Below are 22,425 nucleotides of genomic sequence, written 5' to 3' on the forward strand. Positions count from 1 at the left end.
ACGCGCATTGTTGCGGATTTCAACGTCTTCTTTCGTGGTCGCGGCGCGAGGCTGATGAGGATCGCGCAACTGTGCCAGTTCGGCGCCGACTCAAAGCCGTTCATATAAGTCCTGGTCATCGGTTTAGGCAAACGCAATGACCTGATCGATGCTCATGCTCTCATAGCAGAACCCCTCCGTTAGCTTGGCCGAAACGTCGGCGACTTTCCGGCGTACATTTCGCAGCGACGGGTTCAGGCGTGGCAAGGCAACTTGCTCAATGGCGCTGTCGCCGCCGAAAGTGCTTTCGAGCCCGTGGGCAATGTTGCTGCATCGTCAAGCTCAACCATATCGTTCTGAACGTCGATGGCGTTGTTGCGATCATCCATTTTCAAGCTCGCAGAGAATGTCAGCGACCAAATTTCGCAGCGAGGGCCCGCGTTGGTCGTTAGCTGGTTACAAACAAGGTTGACGAGGAACCGAAGGGATTCGGCGGGATGCATGATCGCCCTCCCCTCCTCGGTTCAGTTCATGGGACTAAAACCGTAGTAGAGCGGCATGACGAAAGATTGCTCGTCGCATTCGCGGACATAGCCGTCGCCGAGCGTTACGAAGGCTCGGACTGCAGGCTCCTCACAGGTCGCTTGGAGGCGGCCGCTTTGCTTGGCGAGCGCTTGATGAATCATGGTCTGCACGGTGGTCGCGGTGTGCGATACCTATTCCGCGAGTTGGAGTCGAGAAACTTCACCCGAGCGAGATTGATCGATCGTCGGCTTGATCACACCGTTTCCGACGAAGAGGGTTTCGTATCGTCGATAGACGCGGTCGATAGCGAATTGCACCGCTGCGTCGCTGTGCTCGCGAACGGTAAAGACGTGGTCTACCCCAAAGCAGCCCTCGTTAGCGTCCAGCCGCTGATCACCTGCTGCCTTATCATCATTCGGACCGTCGAATACATCCGCGTTACTCTGCTAGTAATCGCTTCCACTGGCGCCGCGTTCGGACCGTCGGTCTGACTCACAAGAAAGGTTGCGTTGCCGCTCTGGACCTGACGCGCACATAGAACTCCACAGCCTGAAAGGACTCGGCCAACGACTGGCGAATCAGCTTGGCAGTTTCGGCACAAGAAAAGTATCTTGCTGCCATGATTCGGCATCCTTATTGTGCAATCGAAAATTAAAGCAGTGTCACAGTCACCGGTGGGGAATGAGACATGGGTCAGCGGATTTCATAGGGGCCCGCAGCGGAAATACGGCTGCAGTGAGGACGCATATAGAGCTGTGACCTATCCTGTTTAGTCGGACCGTATCAAAACTTGTGCAAACGGGAGGCGCTCATATAGTTCGGGAGGAACGCCCGAATCGTTGGTGGGGTTGCTTGTGCGGGTGGTCGTTGCGCTCATGACTACCTTGTTTGTCTGTCGTTCAGTTTCAACTGCTCTTCGGAGCCGCCTCGGCGCATGGTTTGCACGGCCGGCTTCGGTGCAAGGGCGCGCCCGGAGGCCGCAGCGAAGCGCAGCCGCAGGCGAGCATCGAACGGGTGAGGACGCGGCGAAGCGGACTCTTGTGCCGAATCCGGTTCGTGCTATGCGTCGAATGAGAGGCGGCTTTGAATGGCAGATGAAACGCGCTTTGAACGGCAGACAAAGGATGGAGCGCGGCGACGTGTTTCCCGCACAAGCAATCCCACGGCGCAGGCACCGCCAGGTGCGTGTGCCCTATCGGCGCGGAGCGCCGCTGATCAGGGTTTCACGGCGTCGAAAGGCGACCGTCTTACAAAGCAAGTTTTGCGAAACCCACGTTGTTCGGCACTCTAAGGCTGCATGCTCTTCGACTTGCCGCCTCGGCACGAAGAGCCGCGACACACCTTGGACGATGATGCAGGTTCGAAACGAAGAAGTTTGCGAAGGCTGGGTAGATGTCTTTCCCACTATTGTTGGTGCGACGTGCCCACCCGAAACACTTTCCTACACCCCAGTTCCGAACACAACAAACATAGTTAGGTTTGAGCCCCTGAACCCTTTCAAAGTCAGGCTGCCTCGCAGCCCGACGATCAGCCACGTTGTGTGTTTCACGTGTAACCACGTTTCACACTTAATGTCGTTTCGCGGTAAACGCGTCTGATCGCCGAGACTGCTAGCACTGAGTCTTCTGCGAAGTTGAAAGTTAACTTGCGTTTACTACACCATCCGTCTAAAGTCCCACTTGATTCTATCGGTTGGGTGAAAAGTTGGCTTGGCGATAGAATAATCTGAACCGATCGAAAATGGACTATGGACTTAGATCTCGCCAACCCTGGTAAGACAACACCTGAAGATCTTATCAAGCTCGCTGGGCTTTCCGACTTCATGTTGCAGAAGATTCGGGATGAGCTGCTGGAGCCTTTTCCGAGAAAGGTGCCTCCAATGATCAGTTCAGCGCGAGTGCAGGAAATGTGCGGGATCGATGTCCAGCGGATGGCCTATATGCTCAAAAAGGGCGAGCTGCCGCAAGGCAAGCAAGCTCGCCGGGGGTCTCCGCGGCAGTTTACAGTTGAAGAGGCTGTTCAATGGGTACGTGCTGAACTCGCCCCGACTCCCCGGTCAGGCCCCGGAAAAATCATCGCGGTCGCGAACTTCAAAGGTGGCGTCACTAAAACGACGATGTCGACAGTTCTCGCTCAGGGACTAGCGATGCGTCGTGGACGGCGTGTCTGCCACATAGATCTAGACCCGCAGGGCAGCGCTACCACGCTGTATGGGATCAATCCGCATGCGGAGGTCGACGCCTCACAGACCATCATGCCTTTGATCGAGGCCTACTTGCGAGGTGATGAGTTCGACATGCGGACGTTGCCGCAAGAGACCTACTGGCCAAACTTGGATCTCATTCCGTCGTCGACCGAGCTTTTCAATGCTGAGTTCATGCTGCCTGCCCGCGCATCAGCCGGTGCCCGCGGTGAACGATTCGAAAATGTTCTCCATGCTGGAATCGAAGCTCTAAGGGAAAAATACGACTACATCATCCTGGATACGGCACCGACGCTGAGCTATTTGACAATCAATGCGATTTTCGCGGCCGACGGGGTGATTGTGCCCGTGGTTCCCGACGTTTTATCGTTCGCTTCGATGGTTCAGTTTTGGCACCTGTTCTCGGATTTGGTAACCGGCATGGCAGCGCGCGGAGAACAGTCGCGCAAAGAGTTCGACTTTCTCGACATCCTTATTACACGGATGACGCCAAAGCCCGCAGCCAAGGCAGTTCAGTCGTGGATTAGCCAACTGTACGGCAACCGGGTCATCCCAGTTGAAATTCCAGAAACTGACGTAGCGCGCAACACCAATATGCGCTTTGCAACGGTGTACGACATCTCAACGTATGAAGGGGGAGCTGAGACTCTCCGTCGGATTCGAATGCCCTGCGACCAGTTTGTCGATCGCGTCGATGATCGTGTTTCGGGTCTTTGGCAGAAGGGAGGTAGCGCATCGTGAGCATGAAAAATTTCGCTTCAAAGGCGGCGAACATACGCCTTACAGATGAAGAGGCGGACAGAGCACAGAATCGCGCTGCAACGACGCCCCGCACTGCGCCCGGTCAGCTGATGCACCTTCAAGCAAAGTCAGAGCAGCAGCAGGATGAGATTGATCGGCTTCGGAAAGAACTGCAAGAAGCAAAGCAGATGGGCGGCACCGTTGATGTCCCTCTTTCAGAGTTGCATGAAGTCCCCGGCCGTCGCAGATATATGGCACCGGAGAAATATGCTGAGCTTCGCGACAATCTCCGCCATAACAAGCTGATTCATCCGGTGGTTGTGCTGCCGCGCGCGGAAGGTGGTTTCGAAATTATTTCCGGACATCATCGAAGCGATGCTTATCGGGAATTGGGCCGCGAAACAATTCGCTGCGTGCTGGGCGAGGCAACGGCTGAGGAAGCTGACGAAGGAGCCTTCTTCGCGAACTTGATGCAGTCGGACCTAACTGACTACGAGAAATATATTGGTCTGAAGCGATTTCAGGCTGAGCATCCAGAGATGAATAGGGCGACCGTTGCCGAGCGTGTAGGTATCAGTCCGTCGCACATAAGCGCATTGCTGTCTTTCGACCGTCTTCCGCCTGAAGTTCGGACAATTCTGGAGGCGAACATTGCACTTCTTGGGGCAAATGCCGCAGCCGAGTTCGCGGTGCTGGTCGAAGCGGGCAAGAGGGATCGGGTATTAGAGGCTGTCCAACGTCTTGCCGACCGGAGGCTCGATCAGTCGCAGGCAGTGAAATTTGCTCGATCGTCCGATGCCTCGAAGAAAGCCACCCCAGCCGCATCAAGCTTCAAGATTCGCTCTGGGAAGACAACCTGGTGCGATGTCCGAAGTGCGAAGAACGTGATGCGAATCGAGTTTCAATCTGAGGAGATCGCAGATTCGGTACGTGATGCTATTCGAAAGCACCTAGAGCAACTCGCGCAGACTCAAAAACCATAAGTCGTTGATTAACAATAACTTCGTACTACGCAGGCGTCTACCGGAACCGAAATGACGAAAAACTAGCTTAAGAAAGACAAAGGCCCGCAGCTGGAAACTGAGGGCCTTTGCGATTGCGGGCTTGGCTGGAAACCTTGCCGCGCGACTCCCCAGCTGGAAACTGGAAAGGGACTGCAGACACCCGGAGTGTAGCGCAACAAGGTCGACAGTCAAGCGAATTCAATCCATTTTCAATGGATCGCTAGACATGTCTATCGCGCAACGCTTCGTTGCCGGCGAGGGTGAAGCACACCCCGAAGATTCGGCCGCCCTCAGCGCCTTTCGCTGCGACTCGACCAACCTCCCGTGGGTCATTTTCCGCGCAGCGTTTCGGGCCGCGCACATCGAACAAATCCCTCCCCGGGCTCGTGCCGTCTTGTCCGCCCTCGCGCGGACGGTTGACGCCGCTAAGCCATTCGCTGCTATCTTCGCTCGTCGTGACCTGCTGACCGGCCGTGCGCTGCAATCGATGCGCACGTTCTATCGGAGCCTCGACGATCTCGAAGTCGCGGGGCTGATCGAGCGTCGCCCCCAAAGCCGCTACGTCGAAGCGGGCCTGTTTGGTCGCGCCTATCTTCACCTTACCGAACACGCGGCTGCCCTTCTCGGACTGGTTGACGCCTCCCGCACGCGCGAAAGCAAGGCGTCGCAAGCGCCCTCCTCGTCAACCGCTGCTCCCTCGCAAAGCTCATTTCCCGCACCGTCTGCCACCTTGGCAGACGGTGGAATATATAAGGATCTAAGCCCTTCTGTTTTTCAAAAAAGACAACCGGGCCAACTGCCGTCGGACCTTCTGCGCCTTCGCACCCTGGGATTTTTTGATTTTTTGATTTTCAAACTGATGCGCGAAGCGCGGGATCAGGGCAAGCGACTTTCCGATGTGGTGGAAGCCACTTGGGAACATCTAAAGCTCGCCAAGGCACCGATCAGCTACCTCCGCACCCTGCTCCGCACGCCGGTCGATTTCACCCGTCTCCTGCGCCGGCGGAACGCCGAGGGCGACACCAAGCAGGCGCGCGCTCAGCAATGCGCCGAGGGCCAGGCCATCGCCCGTCAGCACGCGGGCCGCACGTTCACCGATGCAGACAATGAACGTCAGTTCGTCGTAGGTGCCGGGGGCGATTCGCTGACCATCTTCAGCCTCACCGAGCGTGTCGGACGGCAGGCTGCTGGCTGGATGCAGTCGTTCGCCGCGGCGCTTAAGTCCGGAAAACTCCGCCCCGCCACCGCCCTTGACCTTGAACGTTTTGCCCACGCGCAGCAGCAAGCACTCGGTAACGCACAGCCCTCGGCCGGCCCGTTGAGCATGGTCAAGTCGCCCGTCACCGGCGCCGTGCGAGATCACATCGCCGGACTGCGCCAGCTGCTCAAACTGCGGAGTGCAGGAGCATGAAGCGAAGAGCGGCGCTAGCAAGCAACCGGGCAAGACGTCGCGTGTGCTGCATCCAAGGCGACGATGAGCGTGGAGCCAACGCCTCAGATTCGCTTGGGTGAAGCTGAGCGCGAACCGGTCGGAGAAGAGACGGAAATAACGCAACTACCGATCTCACTTCTCAGCGTCCGTGAACACCGCGCCGACAGCACGCAGGCTGACCCGGATAACCGGCTGCAGAGGTTTTGATGCCCCGGCCCTGCTTGAGCAAACAGGTGAGGGCGGCAGAGGACGCAGGGACAATCGAAGCGATCGGGAAGTGAGCGCGGACGCCACCGCCTCGGGCAAGGCAAGCGCCGCCTTTCATCGGCGCGCACGATCGCAGGGTTTGCCACGCACAGCGCGACCGGGGCAACCGCAACTGCGGAAATGGACACGAATTCTTCGGGTGATGGGGTCGATCTGAACTGGTCCTCGCGTCGCCGCCATGGGCTATACCTTTGGGGATGACCAGACAGCTATAGCGGGGGCAGTAGCGGACGAAGAGGGCGGCTGTGCGTTGCGCGCGCGGCGCTGGCTAAGCGTCGTGGAATGCGCGTCGGGAGCCAAGCTGGGACGAGACGCGACAGAGCAAATCCAGAAGGCGCGTGCGCTGTATGGTTCGGCGATCGATCGCGTCGGGCTGAATAGGGCGACGGACGATCGGGGCGCGATGCGAGCCACTCGGGGCTGCGGGCTCGATGTCCCTTGCTCCCGTAAATGGCGGCGGTGCGGTTCGATGCTTCTGCCGGAGAACCAGGTGGTGAACCCGGCCTCCCTATCCTTATAGAGAGGCGATCCCCCTGAAGTTGACCGGTTCCGTGCGCAACAGACCTTTCAACGCTCCGGCCGCAACGGCGAGGGGAGGGGCAATCCTGATGCTCTCAAGGCGCTCAACCTAAAACAGCGCAAAGCCGCAGAGTCTTCCCTGTCGCCCATCGCGGGCCAAGTCCTCGCGACCCATTTGTCGAGAGTGCGTGGTGCTCCGCCAGCCGTATCGCCAAGTACCCTATAACCGGCGCCCTGTCGGGCAGCCCGTTGCGCGAACCCGCTCTGTCACACAAGATAGCGTCCGGCGCTTGCGAGGGCGGCGCCGTTCTCAACTTTTAAGGCAAAACAAGATGGCAACCGGTACGGTCAAGTGGTTCAACGATGCAAAAGGTTTTGGTTTCATCACGCCGGACGCGGGCGGTGACGATCTGTTTGCGCACTTTTCGGAAATCCAGACCAATGGCTTCAAGTCGCTCGCGGAAGGGCAGAAGGTGACCTACGACGAGAAGATGGGGCCCAAGGGCAAGCAGGCGTCGAACATCAAACCGGCGTAATGGCGGTGGCCCAGACGATCGCGTGGCCGTCAGGGTGTCCGAAGGGTAAGGGAAGGGCAGAGCAGAGGCCGAAAAGTCGCGCATTGGCGGCAGGAATAAGCGCGCATAGCAAAAGCGGCCTTGTCTGCTAACTGTTATTGGCAGACAAGCCCGTCAGTCTCGGCAAGCCCGATAAGTCATTTAATCGCGCTTGGCGCAGATTTCTTACTGGGCGAGACCTTACAAGCCAAGAGCTTCAGGCGTATTCGCGGGTTGATAGTTGCCGCGATCCGGAATTAATAATGCAGGATCCCCAACTAAATAGGGGATTTGCTCCGGCGTTGTAATGACTCGCCGTGAAACATTTCGGCGTAAGCATGGGGTGATGCAACTATTTGTTTATAAACGAAGTATGACCATAAGAGCGGCTAGGAACGTCGATTGTTTCACGGTAGAAAAAGGCTGAAGCGTTTCCTGCAACGCTATTTGCCGCGTGGAGCAGGTTTTCTCTATTTCCAAAAGCGGTCTGTAACGACCGAAACGACTTCTGTATATTTTGATACGCGCAGCAGAGCAGACGCTCTTAGGCTACATGCATGTCAGGCCCGTTTGCGTTGGTGCGCCGTTCGACCGCTATGCACGAGAAGTTGTCATTACCCGTTGCAGTTTGGAAACAACTCGCTCGGCCGCATGGTGGCCTGCCCCAGTGCACGTCACGATGAGAGCGCGTATTGTCCGTACGATCGAATGAGTGCGTCACGTGCCAATTCGTATCCTGAAAACGCACAGGAGGGAAGGGGCCTATGGCTCGAGGCTGAGCACGGGTTACAGGCACGTTGCCAATCGAGAATTCTTTGTCGGCCTGTGGATCACCGAAGCGGCGACAGTCAAAGCAATGAAACTCGCTGGCCTTGAACAGCCCTCAGTGCGGAGAGAAATCCGTGAGTAGATCACGCTTAAGCGCGCAGTCGCCGGCGCGTGGCTCGTCGCACATGGCCATGCGGTGCCGCGACTGGCGGTCAATGCGATGCGCATCCAGCATGCGATCGTCATTCCGCTCGTGATAACTTCGCGATGCACGGCACTGTATCAAGACGCGCGCCGCGGCTCCGTGCTTTATGTCATCGCGAGGCACGGCGCGGTTGAGCTTGTGCAGCGTGCGACGTACGGAGCGGATTCCGAAACCGACTTCGAAGTCACCACCTTCGCCTCGAAAAATGCGGCGCTGTCCGATACGCTGCATTAAGAACGTCTCGCTTCGATTTCGTGTGTACGACCTGGCACGAAGCGCTCCTTGCACAGACGTTCGTTTTGCGTGCCGCGATCGGTGCGCAAGTGCGCCCGTTTGAGGCAGGTCTAGGGTCGGCGAAGAGCGACCCGACAAAGAATACCTTCAGGAAATGACCAGACCGGCGATGAGGATGAGAGGGGGGGCGAGACTTTATGCGTAAGCGCGCGGCAATCACTTACTCCGCGAACCAGAAGCAGGTAGTGATCGATTGCCATGTTCGCGTAGATTCGACGGTACCCCAGGTACACATGCAACGCATCGACACGGCGATCGTCGTGCCGCGACCTATCCGATTCGAATGAAGGGCCGCGCGCAGTAAATCTCGACGCAATAGAGCGGCATCTCAGCAGCGTGCTCGACACGCCGGCCCAGCCCGCACCACCTACCGATTATCGATCGTCTATTCGCTTGTGCAATCAGCATAGGTACGATCTCTCCGTCGACTTCGACATAAAATTATCGTTTGCGCCGCTCTCCGCGTCGTTGGACTAACGCCTGACGGTGTGACCGTTCTAATCAGAACGCCAACCGTCGTTTTCACCTGGGGTATGACTTGAGCCAAGAAGGGCAGTTGCTCGACAAGAAATCGTTGCGTGCCGTGACCGGAAAGTCCGCGGATTGGCATGAGTTGGCTAAAGACTCGGTGGCGTTCGCCAATGCAACCGGAGGACGACTGCTCATTGGCATCGAAGATGCCGTCGCTGTGCCCCCAGCTGAACAAGTGCTTCCGATTGATCTGCCCGACTTGGTACGCCGTCGTCTGAGCGAGCTCACCGTCAACGTCGTTGCGTTGCCTGAGGCAAAGACGGCTGAGAACGGCGGGCAGTATCTTGAGATAACCATCCCACGCGCCGTGGCGGTAGCGTCCACCACCGACGGACGCTATTTCATCCGTATCGCCGACAAAAGCGCCCCCGTCACGGGCGATGATGTGCTGAGGCTTGCAAGCGAACGCGCGGCGCTGCCTTGGGAAACTCAATGCGCAGCAAGTGTGTCTCGACGGGTGGTGAACGCCGAGCAGATTCAGCGGCTCACGCAAGGTCTTCTTACGTCGGACCGTGTGAAGGCGTCGGTCAAAGAGAAGTCGGTCGACGAGTTGCTCGAACACTACATGCTGGTGCGCGGGGACTATCTGACAAACATGGGCGTTCTATGCGTCGGCACTCAAGCCGATCGCGCGCAGCTCGCGACCGCACCCGTCATTCAGGTCATCAAGTACGACGACAGTGGCGCGAAGGTCAATAAATGGGTGTGGGACGACCAACTTCTGAGTCCGATGGAATTGGTCGAGGCGGTATGGAAGGAAGTCCCAGATTTCCGTGAGCGGTACGAGCTTCCAGATGGCCTTTATCGACAGTATGTCCCGGCTTACGACGAGATTGTGGTGCGCGAGCTTCTCGTTAATGCACTAGTTCATCGACCGTACACGCAGCGGGGCGACATTTTTATCAACTTGTATCCGGACCGGCTTGAAGTCGTAAACCCTGGTCTTCTTCCGCTTGGCGTTACACCGCGGAACATCCTGCACACGACTGTTCGGCGCAATGAGATCCTGGCGCGACTGTTCCATGATCTAAAGCTGATGGAGCGCGAGGGGAGCGGTTTCGACAAAATGTATGAAGTCCTGTTGTCGCAAGGACGCCCCGCACCCGAGTTGATCGAGAGTCACGATCGCGTGCAGGTGGCGATACGCCGACGCATTCTGAAGCCGGAGGTGATCGACTTTCTCGCCAAGGCGGATGAGACGTTTCATTTGCAGCAACGTGAGCGGATTGCATTGGGACTGCTCGCGCAGCACGATTCACTTACTGCGCGCGAACTCATCGCTATGCTAGAGCTTGGCTCTCCGGACGCACTTCGTGCGTGGCTGGCGCGACTATTAGATTGGGCGATCGTGAAGTCGGCGGGACGTACCCAGGCCACGCGTTACTTCGTTGACCCGCGCTTACTTAGAAATCTTGACTTTGCGGCGACGACGACGTTGAAGCGGATCGAACCGCATCGCTTATTAGCGCTCATTTTGGAAGATGTCGCGCGCTATCCGGGATCAAGCATCAGCCAGATTCATCAACGCGTGGGCATGGAAATTCCGCGATCGCAGATGCGACGAGCATTGGATCAACTGTTGAAAAAAGGGTCGCTACAATTGACGGGTGCGCGGAGCACAGCCCGATATACCGTATCGGTCTAGCCTTGGTGCAAGTCGCGGTCTATCTTCGAGGTTTGAACCAAGAGTTTGCGCCAACGAAGCCGCAAACTCTTGCCACATAAGGTTTTCGTGACAGGCCAACGTTGGTTCAAACGTTAAGAATGAGCCAAGACGCGGAGCCCAGTCGGGTTTAGCGCCTCACTTTAATGTGGCCAATATGCGGAATCTTGCGAAGTCTGTGACGCTGGAGCAAGGGCGAGAGCAAAGCTGGGTGTTTCTGTCGAACGTAAATAGAAGCGTTTATGACCTCACCGCCCGCTCCGTGCTCCCGATTTTTGCAGCCAAATCAAAGCGTTGAAAATTCCATAAACGCTTCTCGCCTTTGCGGTACCGGAGAATACACGCGGAAATGCGGTTTGGTCCAAGTTTTTTCCCGTTGGAAATAGAAGCGTTTACAGGGAGTGCTTGCATCGTCCGGAGCCGCTCTGTGCCTTATGCAGCGGGCGTCCGGCGATTTTTCGGGCGCCGCTCTGCCGGACGCGCACCAGCCAGCGGCGCACTGTGGACAAACACATTCCACTCGTCCACCTTGCGGCAGAACTGAACTCATCGATGCTGTCAGGTTTCCGGGTGTCGACGTACCGGGGATTCCTGACTCTGTTTGATGGTTTGAGTTCTCTGATAATGGAGCGGGCCTTCGATTCACTCATCCGTCTGCGACGCGAAATTGCCTCGAGCTGAATCTCCCTGCGCTCATCGAGCACATCTTCACTCAGCTCATCGTCCCAAACGGAGACCGAGCAACGGTCTGTCGACAGATTTTCGACGAGGTCACTCCAGTTCAGATACCCATACATGCCGGCAAGCACGTCTCTAGCCCACGGTTGGCCCATTCGTCCAGCGGCCCTCATGCTGCCAAGCGTGTGCGCCGTCGTGTCAGCAAATTCGAGCGAAGGCGGAAAAAACACGGCATCCCATCAGAATCGCTCCCACGGGATGGCGAACGAACTGCTGCCCCTTCAAAACGTGCCGAAACGACACGCTGCGCTCGATTGTTATTCCGGTACGCCGAATAAGCGGTAGCAGTTGGTGGCCGGCGAAGAATCTCTCCGTAGGCGTCCAGCGAAATCGCTGTCGCTGCACGAGTCCCTTTTGGATGGCACCTCTTGCTATAGCTGCAGCCACGCTTTCGCGGTTCAGATTCGGTAGATACTGTTGGTCGAGCAGACTCGAAGCAATCTGCGCGAGCTCAATTTCAGATGTCTCCACCTTACTGCCGAGCCCCAGCGCCTCAGGAACGGGTGTCAACCCGCATCCGCAGTGACGCCCGGCATGAAGCGTACGCATCGCGTTCATCGCGTAGTCCATACACAGTTCGCATGCTTGGCGCAGGGGCTGACCGTGCTTTCCGCAGAATAAGATTCCCGGCAAAAGATGGTCCCTGCGCCAGAACGGACGTCCACAAGAGCCGATAGCGCCCACAGCGATTTCGGACTCTCCGAGGCTAAAGCATGCGAGCTTGTTTCCAAGTTGTGGGGCGTACTTCGAGAATGGCGCCGCTACTTCGACGAATTGCGGCTGCCACCCCGAGACATCGCCGCAGTTGCTCCGGCATTTAGGCGCATCGACGGCATAACAAGTAGAGGGTTGCGACAGAAACTACCCTGACCAGTGAAGAGATTGCTATCCGGTTACGTGAAATCCGGCAGGTTTTCAATTACACCTGCCAAGTCTCGAAGGTACTGAGGCAAGACCTTATCTCTGAATCGAGCGCTCAACTCTTGAAGGTGCCTGTCAGTCAAGCGCATTCGCCGCGTGGCCAGCGCGAGCATAAATTCTGGAAGCGCACCGCCGCCGCCTTCGCTCCATGCAGCAAGTTCAGCGTCGATTACGTTGAACACTTCAGTGCTGCATTCGTCGTCGACGGAGTACAGCAGCTCGGACGGACTCGCGGCGCGTAAGAAGGCAGCGCGAAGAACCGCATCGTTGTAGTTCTCGAAGTTGGACGGGCAGACAAGGGCATGGCCGTACACGTTAGACGTGCCAGGTGCACTGTCCAGAAGGCTCTTCTTTTTCGCACCAAGACCTTGGTTGTCTGCACGCACGCATGCCAGCATGTTCGACACCACGGCGTAGATGTCTGCTTGGGAGATGGAGTCCCGGCGGTCTTCAGTATCCAGATAAACGAAGTCGCGGGCGATAGCCAATGCTGGCCGCTCGCCGCTGAAGAACAAGCCGTCTTTGCTCGTTGCTGATGTATCGAGTTCCTGCAATCGTGCGTCCAGCTCGGCCGGTAGCGCCTTTTCTTCACTCATGCGCTGCAGTAAGCTGAATTCCGCCTCCCACGCGGTATCGGTAGGCGCAAGTACTGGAAGCATGAAATTCAGTGCCGAGCGCATCGTGAACGTGTCACGCCCTCTTTCCCCGTAACTCAGGAACATCTCGAGCTCGTCTAGCGCCTGCCGATTCTGAGCAACGGTCACCGCCGAGAGGTATGCAACTGCTCCGCCCGGAACCAAGGTGCGCATCCGCGCGTTAATTTCGCGGGCTTGGGCATGATTGCTTAAGCAGCCGAAGACGACCAGCGCGCCTCCGCCTACGACGCTAGTTAGGCCTTCGAGCGAGCGCGTGACAGTCGCTTCCGCCACGACGGTTGCCAACCCGGCGTCTTCGACCAGCTTGGCGAACGCGTCGTCGGAAATACCGACCAGCATAACGTAGTGCAATGGGGCGGGCGAAAATCTGCGCATCATGCGGACAAAATCGGCTCGGAGCAGTTGGTCCGTGTCGAGGAGCCGCTCTCCGTTGATTTCGGTGCCCGCAGACCAAACAGATGGCCTGAAGCGCGTTACGTCCAAGCAACCTGTTCGCGCCAGTCGCTCGATGGTTTTTCTCGCATCCGCCGGCTGCGATGAGCTCCGAACCGCCAGTCGCTTCACCGCACGCTTTTCCAGAAGGAACTGGTCGCCTTCGAGTTGGGCAAGAAAATATCCCGCACGGCAGTAAGGGCAGTCTGTTGCTTCGTGGTTGCTGATTGACGCATAGCCATACAGACCGTCGTTCTTGTACGTCAGGTTGCAGACGACGATTCCCTTGTATTCTTTCGCGCCAGACTCAAGGTAGAAGAGCGTGACAATCCGCTTCTCGTTCGCCTTGATGCCAATGAGTCGTTGAGCCAAACCTCCTGACGTCGAGGCGGAAACCAAGAACAAATCCGTTGGGCGCGTCCGCGGCAGATTCTCGACGCCCCCGTAAGAACTGAAGGACTTTACAGGCGGTTGCTTCTCCCACAGCCCATGAGTCGCAGCCATGCGTGCCATCGCGAACGCCACAGCGATGATGGGCGCAGTATCGACCAAAATGCGCGAAGGCGCTTTCCCGGAAGTGTTGGCAAGAGCGAAAAAGGCTACTACTGCACACGCCTCTGACGTCAGGAGCGGCGCACTTGCCCGCAAAAATTTGTTCGAGTGCCGGCCCGACAGCTTCCCGAAATGCACGCCGGGCGGCGCTTCCACCAAGCCCCCTCCGCGGTGAAACAGGTCAAACAGCCATCCGCGCGACAGTTTCGAGTTCAGCACTTCGGGCTCACCAGGCGTCGCCGCTTCATCGCTGTATTCGAACGGCGTAGAAAGGACCTGTAGCGTCCCCGAGGGCTCCTTGCGGATGGACAGAAGGCGAATCCTCCCGCCGATGCCTTCAAAGTAACGGCGCGCTCGCGCTACGGCCACGCCGTTCGCAATCAATCGAACTATGTCATCCGTCGCAACAAATGGCGCAAGCACATAAATGTCTGCTGTGGCCGGATGCCTGTCGAAGATGTTCCGAACGTCCTCGCTCAGCGTCGATTCGGTGAAGTCGTACTCGTCGTAGACCAGAAGGCTGGCTTCGCCCTCGTATGCGTCTCGACGAAATCTTGTTGCTAGACGAAGCGCGCTCATGCTCTCAATGCAGGGGAACGATTACTCGGATAGACGAGCCCACCAACAGCTCATGCCTTGTCGGGACAGTGACGATGCGCCGCTCTACGTCGAGCAGTTGCGGCTTGGGCATGCCTGGACGCGTAAGCGATGTGGCGGGCTCCATATTGAGCTTGAGGTTGCCCTCCATGAAAGTGCGATACCCGAAGATTCTTCCCGTTCGAACTTCGATAGCGCCGCGTAGCATCTGCAGCGCACGCAGAACCTCGTAGAGTCCCATTCCGCGATGGCCTGGTCTAATGTCCATGATGCCTGGTTCGTAGTGGCGCTCAAGGCAGGCATGAACCACTTTCCATTCGAGGTCAAGGGGCACATCGTCCTGAATGGGCTTCCTTAGAAAGGATGCAAAGAAGCCCGGGCCGGAATCGAAAATGGACAGCTCGAATGCGTCTATCTTTGTGGCTTCCTCGCCAGTGGCCTTCTTCGCAGGCTTATCGAGCTTTATCCGCTTTAAGACAATGCCGCGGATGCCGTTCTTCCGAATAGGAATACCGGAAAGCTCCGTTTTTCCGTGCGTGTCAGAGTTCTCAAAGAGCTCTGACACAACCGTGGCCAGAGCAGAGCTCCATTTGACTGCGGTCGACGTTGAAACGTCAGTGCCTGCCTGTAAAGCGACCAGTTCTTCCAGTAAGGACTCGAAGTCATCACGCGCAATCATGCGGCCGCCGTTGCCGTACAAATCCGGCGGCGTGCCACGCCCGCGACTGTCGGCGCAAATCACGACCTGAGTGTCCGAAAACATGTCCGTCTTCAGACGCTGTTTGAAGAGCTTGCGACGAGAAGTCTCGACATCCGCGCTCGCCTGCTCAAGGTCTATCCCTCCAATGGTGTGATGGGCGTCTTCCAGCGTAATTGCTACCGCCAGCAGAGGAAATAGCGAGGGTGACGCAAGTACCCGCTTCGCAATCTGTGCCCCCCAGCGAAAATGGATTTCGACGTGGCGACTCAGAGTGAGCAGACGTTGAATAGCCAGCACCTCTGACCGCGCGACATCGTCTGCCATATCGGTCTCGAAGCTGTCGGGTACGGTAATCTCCGCGGTCGTGTCGTGAAGAACCACGTCGCGCTCAAATCGTTCGCCAACGAGGTCGAACGGCAATCGAAAAGCTAGCAATCGAGGCTCAGCCATAGTGGACTTACTTGTGGAGAAGATTCGCAAGTCGGACATTGCGGTTGCGGTCTGACGGAGGTCGGAGATTCCTCGGCGACCTCGCCGTCATTCAGACCCTGATGGTAATCGCTTTCACCTGCGAGATGTGGGTTCCCGCGCCAAGCATGAAACTGCGAGTCACGGGCCTTGCGTCGGCCGACAGCGACCACACGCTCCATAGCGAGCGAGCATGTCGGCCGCCGCAGTCAATATGTCCGAGCCGGCGTATCTCCACGTTGGACCAGTGCGATGAGCCGCGAAGTCGAGAGGTCAGCCGTAACGGATTCTGGTCAACGCAGTTCGCATAGCGACGATTGCCGCCTTGCACTGCTTCGCATCGTCTCCGAACAACGCAAGAGCCACGAATGGCGATGTATTTCCAAGCGTCGTAAGGTTCTCTTCGATATCGTCAAAAATCCGCTCACGGTTTTTTGTGCTGTGGATGTATCGACCAGGCGGAAACCATCCTCCGAAGTCGGTATCACCCTTCTCCGCGCGGGTGTGCTGACAAGCCAAAGCCGCCAGAATTTCTACGAAGTCAAAGTGGATATCGAACTCCGACTGAGAAGTAAATTTGTGGCCCACCTCTGTCCATAAGGTCCGATGCATCCAGAGGCTGACCGGGACACGATGACGTGCGAAATCCTTGAGCATCCTCGCCGAGTCCTCCTCGGCAAAAAAGCTTGGCGGCAATGCAACTGTGACCGGCGTGTCGTAGCCTCTCACTTTAACCTCGCCGTCAAATAGGGAGCGCATCGCGACGAAGTTGTCGCCTAGCGATGCACCAAGGAGCGCTGTGTAGGTAAGCAGGGTCGTCGGATAGTGCTGGAAGTCTATCCACTCCGGATATCCGTCATGTCGTCGGACTGCATCTATGCGCTCTCGTGCGCGACGCAGCACGAGGGCGGCGTCACGGCTTCCCCATCGACCGACGACCATCGCCACACCAACCAAAACTGAGCAAAGCGAGTCATATGAGCGGACTCTAGCCGTCACCGAGTCGACGTTCGGCATAGTATTCGTGTCCGCAAGCGGGCCGCCACGCAGCTTGGCCGCGAGGTCGTTTGCCAACCCATCGACGAGGTCAGAGAATCGGATTCGATGCTGCGGCTCGCTCAGGAACCGCTTTGCCGATGCTACAGCGATGTCCTTAGAGAGCGGATGCGGTTTCTCGAACTCTTCGATGGACTCGATTTTCGAGTGCAAGTCGTTGAAGAAGCTGTCCGCATCGCTAATCGGTAGGAGTTGGCCAGAGCGCCGCGCAATCAGGTTACGCGCGGCTTGACCCGGCTCGCCTCGGGATGCCCAGTACATCGAGTAGCGGCGCGAGGGAGCACGCTCGATACTCGCCCGCAAAGCGGTATCCCAATCGGCCGACCAACCGCAGGTCACGATGCCGAACTCGTCGAATACTCGGTCTAGGAACCTGTTCATCCCCTCTGCATACTCTTCGAGCTCGGATGGGGTGTTTTTGATGCGCGAGTCGAGGTAGTCGCCGTGGACCTTCACCACGCAACACCCGAGGTGTGCGAAAGGCGGAAGCCCAGCCAACTGGTCTGGCCCGCTCACGACTATAGGTTCAACGCCCTCGTCCTCGAGTGCGCGCTCGGTGAGCCGGTCGAAGTTCGTCGTAACGATAAGCCTGATGTAACCTGCGCTCACGAGTTTCGCGATTGCCCGATGCGCCTTCGTCGGCATCTTCTCGCCGTCCTCGCGCTCTTGCTCGGTCGGCTCGAAGTAGCTCCGCAACAGCGCTTGACGCTCGCTGGGCGTCTTCGCAACAGCGTCAATCAACTCGCCGTAGTCCGGCTGGCGTGAAAATCGCTCGGTGTACCACGCCGCGGGGTCCGGCTCACAATTCGCGTTTTCCAGCCGTGCAACCTTTCTCACCAATTCGAGGACGATTTCCCAGCCGGTTGGGATACGCGATGAGCGCGACACTCCGGAACCGAGCAGAAGTGCATAAACGCCTCTATTGGAATGCATAGAGAACGCGAGCGAGATAATGGGGTCGAGCAAGGCTGCTCTCCTTGGCCGTGAACGGAAATCGAAGTTTACCGGGAGCTCGATGACAACGCACCGGGTCTACACGACTGGGGAAGGCGGCAATAGCGAACTATGGGACGCCGGGGACATCGCAGGCATCCACTCGGCCACATTTATTGCGTTCGTTTTTTGGCGGTAAACCTATATAGTCGATTGCCACATAAACCTGTATCCGAGCAGGAATCGGCGGAGAGACCGACGTGCACATCGCATCCATCTACATCAGGAATTTTCGAGGAATCAGTGAGCTAACCTGGACGCCTCAGCCCGGCGTCAATTGCCTCATCGGCCCAGGTGACAGCGGAAAGACGACGATTCTCGACGCCATCGAGCTGCTGTTCACAGAACGGCATAACGTCGTTTTCGACGACCTCGATTTTTTCGAGGCGTCACCGACCAACCATATTCGCCTCGCGGCAGTCGTCGTGAATCTTCCGGATGAGCTGCTCCGTGATAACAAATACGGCCTTATGCTCAGCGGATGGAAAGCCGAAACGAACGAATGGAGGTCCGAGCCATCGGAAGGCGACGGGTTCCGCCCGGCTCTGACGCTCCAGTTAGACGTCGATGAGACGCTCGAGCCCGTTTGGTTTATCCCGAACGAGCACGACCTCGACGATAAGACGCGTCGCGTGCGATTTGGCGACCGCAAGCTGATGGCACCAGCACGCCTGGGCGTCTATGCCGACCGCCACCTGTCGTGGGGACGTGGCTCGGCCCTAGCGCGAGTTGGAGAGCATCCGGAGCGTCTGCCGGCGGACTTGAACGAGCTTCTGCGAGCAGCGCGTGACACCTTCGCTGAGCGTAGTTCGAAGACCTTCGAAGATTTGATTGACACGGTCGCGCCGGACATTCAGCAGCTGGGCGTGGAAGTGAAGACCGGTCTGGCCGCGAACCTTGACCACACGAGCTTTTCGACCAACGCTAGTGGCGTCGCGCTCCATGATGGCAATGTGCCTCTTCGTTGCTTGGGTACGGGCTCCTCGCGTCTCGCGGTAGCGGCCCTACAAAGTGCGAAATCCGCGGGAAGGCACCTTTTCCTTGTGGACGAGTTGGAGTTCGGACTCGAGCCGCACCGGATTTCGTTGCTGGTGAGTCACCTGCGCAGGCGAGTGGAGGCGAGCGGTCAGTTGTTTGTGACCACGCACTCGATAACGACCCTGCGCGACGTTCGTTTCAACGAGGTATTCCTTTGCCGGCGAGACGCGCGCAACGGAAAGGTGACGGTCGCCGCAGTCAGTAGCAGCGATACCCCGGTGCTTTCAGCGAAAAAGTATGTGCGCGACAAAGGCGAGGCGCTGCTCGCGCGCTCCGTGCTGGTTTGCGAGGGTCAAACCGAAATTGCGCTTCTCAAAGGCTACGCTGAAGGTGCTGAGTTGCCCTTTCATTCAAACAACGTTGTCCTGGTAGACGGCGGCGGCGGGGAAGCGCCCGATGTGGCAGTCCATTTCGACTCGCTTGGATACCGCACAGCGCTTTTCACTGATAGCGACACGGAGCCGAAGCCCGCTCAAAAGGACGCGGTGCTTAACGCGCTTCTCCACCATTTTCAATGGGGCGACGACCGCTGCACGGAGCAAGAACTCTTCATGGGCACTTCCCTGGATACGCGCAAGTCGCTGTGGCAGTTGATGATTCGGGAGCGTGACGAGCGCCGAATCATTGGCGAAGTGTCGACAGCCGCCAATCGTCGATTTCAGAATTTGGAAGAAATCGAGGCGCTCCTTGAGAACGAAGAGGGCTGCCGCACGATTGGCCTCGCCGCGCACAAGAACAAATGGATTAAGCGCGACTTCGACATGTGCTTCGAGATCGGCAAGACGGTTTTGGCGCCACAGGCCCTCATAGGCGAAGGCTCGATTGATGGGCATCTCGACCGAATCTTCAAATGGTTGAACGGCAATGCTTGAGGCGTCAGTCGCGCAGATGATGTCGACTCGACGTGGAGCTATCGAGGCACCGGCCGGCACCGGCAAAACCGAGCAAATTACGCTGATCGCGAAGCACGTGCCCGGGCGCTGGTTGATTCTTACTCACACGGTTGCTGGTGTCGATGCGATTCGAAAGCGACTCAAGCGTCATGGTGTTCCCGCCGATAAATGGCAGGTCGACACACTCTCGGCGTGGGCACATCGATATGCGATGGCTTATCCGCTGGGCTCTGGTCTCGCTCGCACATGGACAGTCCGCAACGGGGATTGGTCCTCAGTAATTCGCGCCGCCGCACATCTCATCGAAATCGGCACTATTGAGAGCGTCCTCAAGGCCTCTTACACCGGGGTGCTGGTGGATGAGTATCAAGATTGCACCGAGAACCATCATCGCCTGGTCTGCGTCTTGGCGAAGGTCCTGCGCTGCTACGTCTTCGGCGACCCACTGCAAGCCATTTTCGGATTTCGAGATGAAAAGCTGGCTGACTGGGATGCGCAGACGCTCGCGCGATTCCCATTGGCAGGCCGTCTTGAGACTCCACATCGCTGGATGGCAGCGGGGAATGCCGACCTCGGTTACTGGCTCATTCGGAACCGCGACCGATTTCGCGGAGGGCATTTCGATTTCGCCGGTGCTCCAGCCTGCCTGTCATGGGTCCGCGCAGACCTCAAGTCCGGAGCCAACGAGCTCGCCCGACACTGCTCAATTCGAATGGACGATGGTCACACCCTGAACGTGCTGCATTCCAGCAGAAGCGATACCCAGCGGGCTGACCTAGCCAAATGCATCAAAGCCACCACGGTTGAACCGGTCGGCGGTCGGTCCGAACGCCTCTTTTACGACGCGCTTCGAACGCACTCCGGCGCGAATCGGATTGAAGCCGTGCTGACTCTTGCGGGGACCGTGTACAGCGGAGCCGACGTTGCCGGCAAGAGGAAGCGCGTCGGCAGTCTGCTCAACAACCCGGAGCGAATGCGCACGCCCGCATCGAAAGCGGTATTGGCTCTAGGTGCTATCGCGACATCTCAATCGTTGCACAGCATCTCCGATTTCCTCGTCTGCGTCGGGCAAGAGCCGGGCGTGACTGTCGTTCGGCCCGAGCTTCTATATTGTGTTAGAGCTGCGCTTAAGCACTGCATCGAATACCCTGAAGTGCACCTTGATGACGCATCGTTCGAAATCGCAAATGCTCGCCGCGAACGCGGGCGCATCATTCGGAACCGATCCGTGGGCAGCACATTACTGGTGAAGGGACTGGAATTCGACCACGTCGTCATCACGCCTCACGCTTGCGATTCCCGCCAACACTGGTACGTCGCGTTGACGCGGGCGACGAGGTCCGTAAAGGTCCTCTCTCCGACCGTCCGCTTTAACATCTAAGGAGCTTCTAAAAGGCTTTTTCTTGGTTTTGAAAAAGGCCCTCCGATTCGAGACGAAGCCTTTTTAAGAAAATAGCGACCGCACCTATATTCGCAGCGGCTGGTAGGTCGTCTCGCCCGCCCACCGCGGGGAGCGTATGACTGGCGCCGGCCGCCACGCAAGCTCGCCAGCGCCGGCACGGGTTGCTGACCGCAGGCATGCACAACCAGATGCGAAGCTCGATAGAATCTCAAAATGTGGCCGCACGAGAGGCTCTCTCAGCGCGGTCTCACCAACACGCAAGCGCGCGAGGATGCAATTGGACAAGTACCCGACGATAGAGGTGTTTCAAGACCTCTTGGTAACTGACAACGATAGGCTCTCACTGCGAAAGGCCCTGCTGGATGCTGTGGCCGCGCCGTGGCATCACGACACGGAGGTCGAAGAGCGCTTGCTTTCCATGGGCACCGGTGACGAAGAGAGGATGTTGGCGTTCACCCGGGCCGCGAGCAAGGACATTGCTGCCGCGACGGTCACGCTGTTCCCCGATGGCGCCTCCTCATACAAAGTCTCGAACATCGTGCCGCGCGAGCGAAGCTCTCTCAGCGAAGGCGAGTACAACGCTGTGCTGCTCGACCTCGTTACGGAGGTAGTTGAGAAAGCAAAACAGTCCAACGGCATTACCTTTGAACTGTCTACGGGACAACAAGGACCGCTCGATTGGACCACTCAAGAAGCAGCAAATGCACTTTTAACATTCAGTCTTGGTGCGAACAAATCATCCGCGGCAAGCCACCAACTCGACCGAGAAAGATGGATGGCGTTCATCGTTGCAGCGCACCGTAGCGAGCACGAGCATTTCTATCCAAGCTATCTTGCAAGGTGGCTCACGAAGGCAGAGCATTGGCCGGAGGACGTAGCTGAAAGGCTTGCTACTGACTACGAGTCTTCGCTGGAATTGCTCGCATACTACGATGAGAACAGAGAATGAGCTTCGATGCCGCGAATATCGCCGCCTCGATGAGGCTCGACATTCCAGTTCTGTGCGCAGACACGTGCTCGATTCTTGATGTCATGCGAGACCCGACTCGCGATACGTTTACTGCCCCCGATTCAGAGGCCGCTTTGGGGATGATTCACGCAATGGAGCGAGGTTCGCTTCTAAGCCTCGTTGCTCAGCAGGTAAGGACGGAGCTCGATGAGCATCTTCCCCACATTGCGGAAGAAGCTTCAAAGCAAGTTAAGGAGACTCTGCAGAACTCCTTCTTGTGGTTACAATAAGGAATACTATTAGTAAACAAGCGACTTGGAGGCATCACGATGACGCAGCTTCATC

16 protein-coding genes are annotated in these 22,425 nt (G+C 57.5%); 10 read left to right on the plus strand and 6 right to left on the minus strand.

The window, feature by feature from the left end; translation table 11 throughout:
* Positions 1-233 precede the first annotated feature (233 nt).
* Positions 234-482 (minus strand): hypothetical protein, encoded by a 249-nt coding sequence (locus QCE79_RS34355; protein WP_309852208.1) that lies wholly within the window; start codon positions 480-482, stop codon positions 234-236.
* Positions 483-548: 66 nt separating this feature from the next.
* On the opposite strand from QCE79_RS34355, the gene QCE79_RS34360 reads away from it, so the two are divergent.
* The 5 genes from QCE79_RS34360 to QCE79_RS34380 all read left to right on the plus strand — a co-directional run bounded on the left by QCE79_RS34360 (position 549) and on the right by QCE79_RS34380 (position 7,206).
* Positions 549-995, plus strand: a complete 447-nt coding sequence (locus QCE79_RS34360; RefSeq protein ID WP_309852211.1) for a hypothetical protein — start codon at positions 549-551, stop codon at positions 993-995.
* 1,256 nt (positions 996-2,251) lie between these two features.
* Positions 2,252-3,448 (plus strand): AAA family ATPase, encoded by a 1,197-nt coding sequence (locus QCE79_RS34365; RefSeq protein ID WP_309852214.1) that lies wholly within the window; start codon positions 2,252-2,254, stop codon positions 3,446-3,448.
* A gap of 2 nt (positions 3,449-3,450) precedes the next feature.
* Positions 3,451-4,431 (plus strand): ParB/RepB/Spo0J family partition protein, encoded by a 981-nt coding sequence (locus QCE79_RS34370; protein WP_309852253.1) that lies wholly within the window; start codon positions 3,451-3,453, stop codon positions 4,429-4,431.
* 247 nt (positions 4,432-4,678) lie between these two features.
* Complete coding sequence (locus tag QCE79_RS34375; protein ID WP_309852216.1) at positions 4,679-5,863, plus strand: Replication protein O; 1,185 nt, start codon at positions 4,679-4,681, stop codon at positions 5,861-5,863.
* Between the two features lie 1,139 nt (positions 5,864-7,002).
* Complete coding sequence (locus QCE79_RS34380) at positions 7,003-7,206, plus strand: cold-shock protein (protein WP_309852219.1); 204 nt, start codon at positions 7,003-7,005, stop codon at positions 7,204-7,206.
* A 901-nt stretch (positions 7,207-8,107) separates the two neighbouring features.
* On the opposite strand, the gene QCE79_RS34385 is transcribed toward QCE79_RS34380, so the two are convergent.
* Positions 8,108-8,428: a hypothetical protein gene (locus QCE79_RS34385; protein WP_309852223.1), complete on the minus strand. Its 321-nt coding sequence runs from the start codon at positions 8,426-8,428 to the stop codon at positions 8,108-8,110.
* 619 nt (positions 8,429-9,047) lie between these two features.
* On the opposite strand from QCE79_RS34385, the gene QCE79_RS34390 reads away from it, so the two are divergent.
* Positions 9,048-10,667: an ATP-binding protein gene (locus QCE79_RS34390; protein ID WP_309852226.1), complete on the plus strand. Its 1,620-nt coding sequence runs from the start codon at positions 9,048-9,050 to the stop codon at positions 10,665-10,667.
* An 894-nt stretch (positions 10,668-11,561) separates the two neighbouring features.
* On the opposite strand, the gene QCE79_RS34395 is transcribed toward QCE79_RS34390, so the two are convergent.
* The 4 genes from QCE79_RS34395 to QCE79_RS34410 form a co-directional block, all read right to left on the minus strand.
* The gene (locus QCE79_RS34395; RefSeq protein ID WP_309852229.1) at positions 11,562-11,993 is read right to left on the minus strand and encodes a hypothetical protein; all 432 of its coding nucleotides are present in this window, start codon (positions 11,991-11,993) and stop codon (positions 11,562-11,564) included.
* Positions 11,994-12,316: 323 nt separating this feature from the next.
* On the minus strand, positions 12,317-14,563 hold the full coding sequence (locus QCE79_RS34400; RefSeq protein ID WP_309852232.1) for a hypothetical protein: 2,247 nt from the start codon (positions 14,561-14,563) through the stop codon (positions 12,317-12,319).
* Positions 14,564-14,567: 4 nt separating this feature from the next.
* Positions 14,568-15,770, minus strand: coding sequence for a hypothetical protein (locus QCE79_RS34405; RefSeq protein WP_309852234.1), 1,203 nt, complete (start codon positions 15,768-15,770; stop codon positions 14,568-14,570).
* Positions 15,771-16,022: 252 nt separating this feature from the next.
* On the minus strand, positions 16,023-17,771 hold the full coding sequence (locus QCE79_RS34410) for an SIR2 family protein (RefSeq protein ID WP_309852236.1): 1,749 nt from the start codon (positions 17,769-17,771) through the stop codon (positions 16,023-16,025).
* A 227-nt stretch (positions 17,772-17,998) separates the two neighbouring features.
* Between QCE79_RS34410 and QCE79_RS34415 the strand changes: the two genes are divergently transcribed.
* The 4 genes from QCE79_RS34415 (at position 17,999) to QCE79_RS34430 (ending at position 22,370) form a co-directional block, all read left to right on the plus strand.
* Positions 17,999-19,708 carry an AAA family ATPase gene (locus QCE79_RS34415; RefSeq protein ID WP_309852238.1) on the plus strand — a complete coding sequence of 570 codons (1,710 nt, stop codon included), beginning with the start codon at positions 17,999-18,001 and terminating at the stop codon, positions 19,706-19,708.
* Positions 19,701-21,110 (plus strand): UvrD-helicase domain-containing protein, encoded by a 1,410-nt coding sequence (locus QCE79_RS34420; protein WP_309852241.1) that lies wholly within the window; start codon positions 19,701-19,703, stop codon positions 21,108-21,110. The genes QCE79_RS34415 and QCE79_RS34420 overlap by 8 nt, the downstream gene beginning before the upstream one ends.
* A 298-nt stretch (positions 21,111-21,408) precedes the next feature.
* Positions 21,409-22,080 (plus strand): hypothetical protein, encoded by a 672-nt coding sequence (locus tag QCE79_RS34425; RefSeq protein WP_309852244.1) that lies wholly within the window; start codon positions 21,409-21,411, stop codon positions 22,078-22,080.
* A complete protein-coding gene (locus QCE79_RS34430) occupies positions 22,077-22,370 on the plus strand; it encodes a hypothetical protein (RefSeq protein WP_309852246.1) in 294 nt (97 codons plus the stop codon). Before QCE79_RS34425 ends, QCE79_RS34430 begins: the two co-directional genes overlap by 4 nt.
* The last annotated feature ends 55 nt before the right edge of the window (positions 22,371-22,425 follow it).

The sequence above is a fragment of the Caballeronia sp. LZ003 genome, from assembly GCF_031451465.1.
GTDB lineage: Bacteria > Pseudomonadota > Gammaproteobacteria > Burkholderiales > Burkholderiaceae > Caballeronia.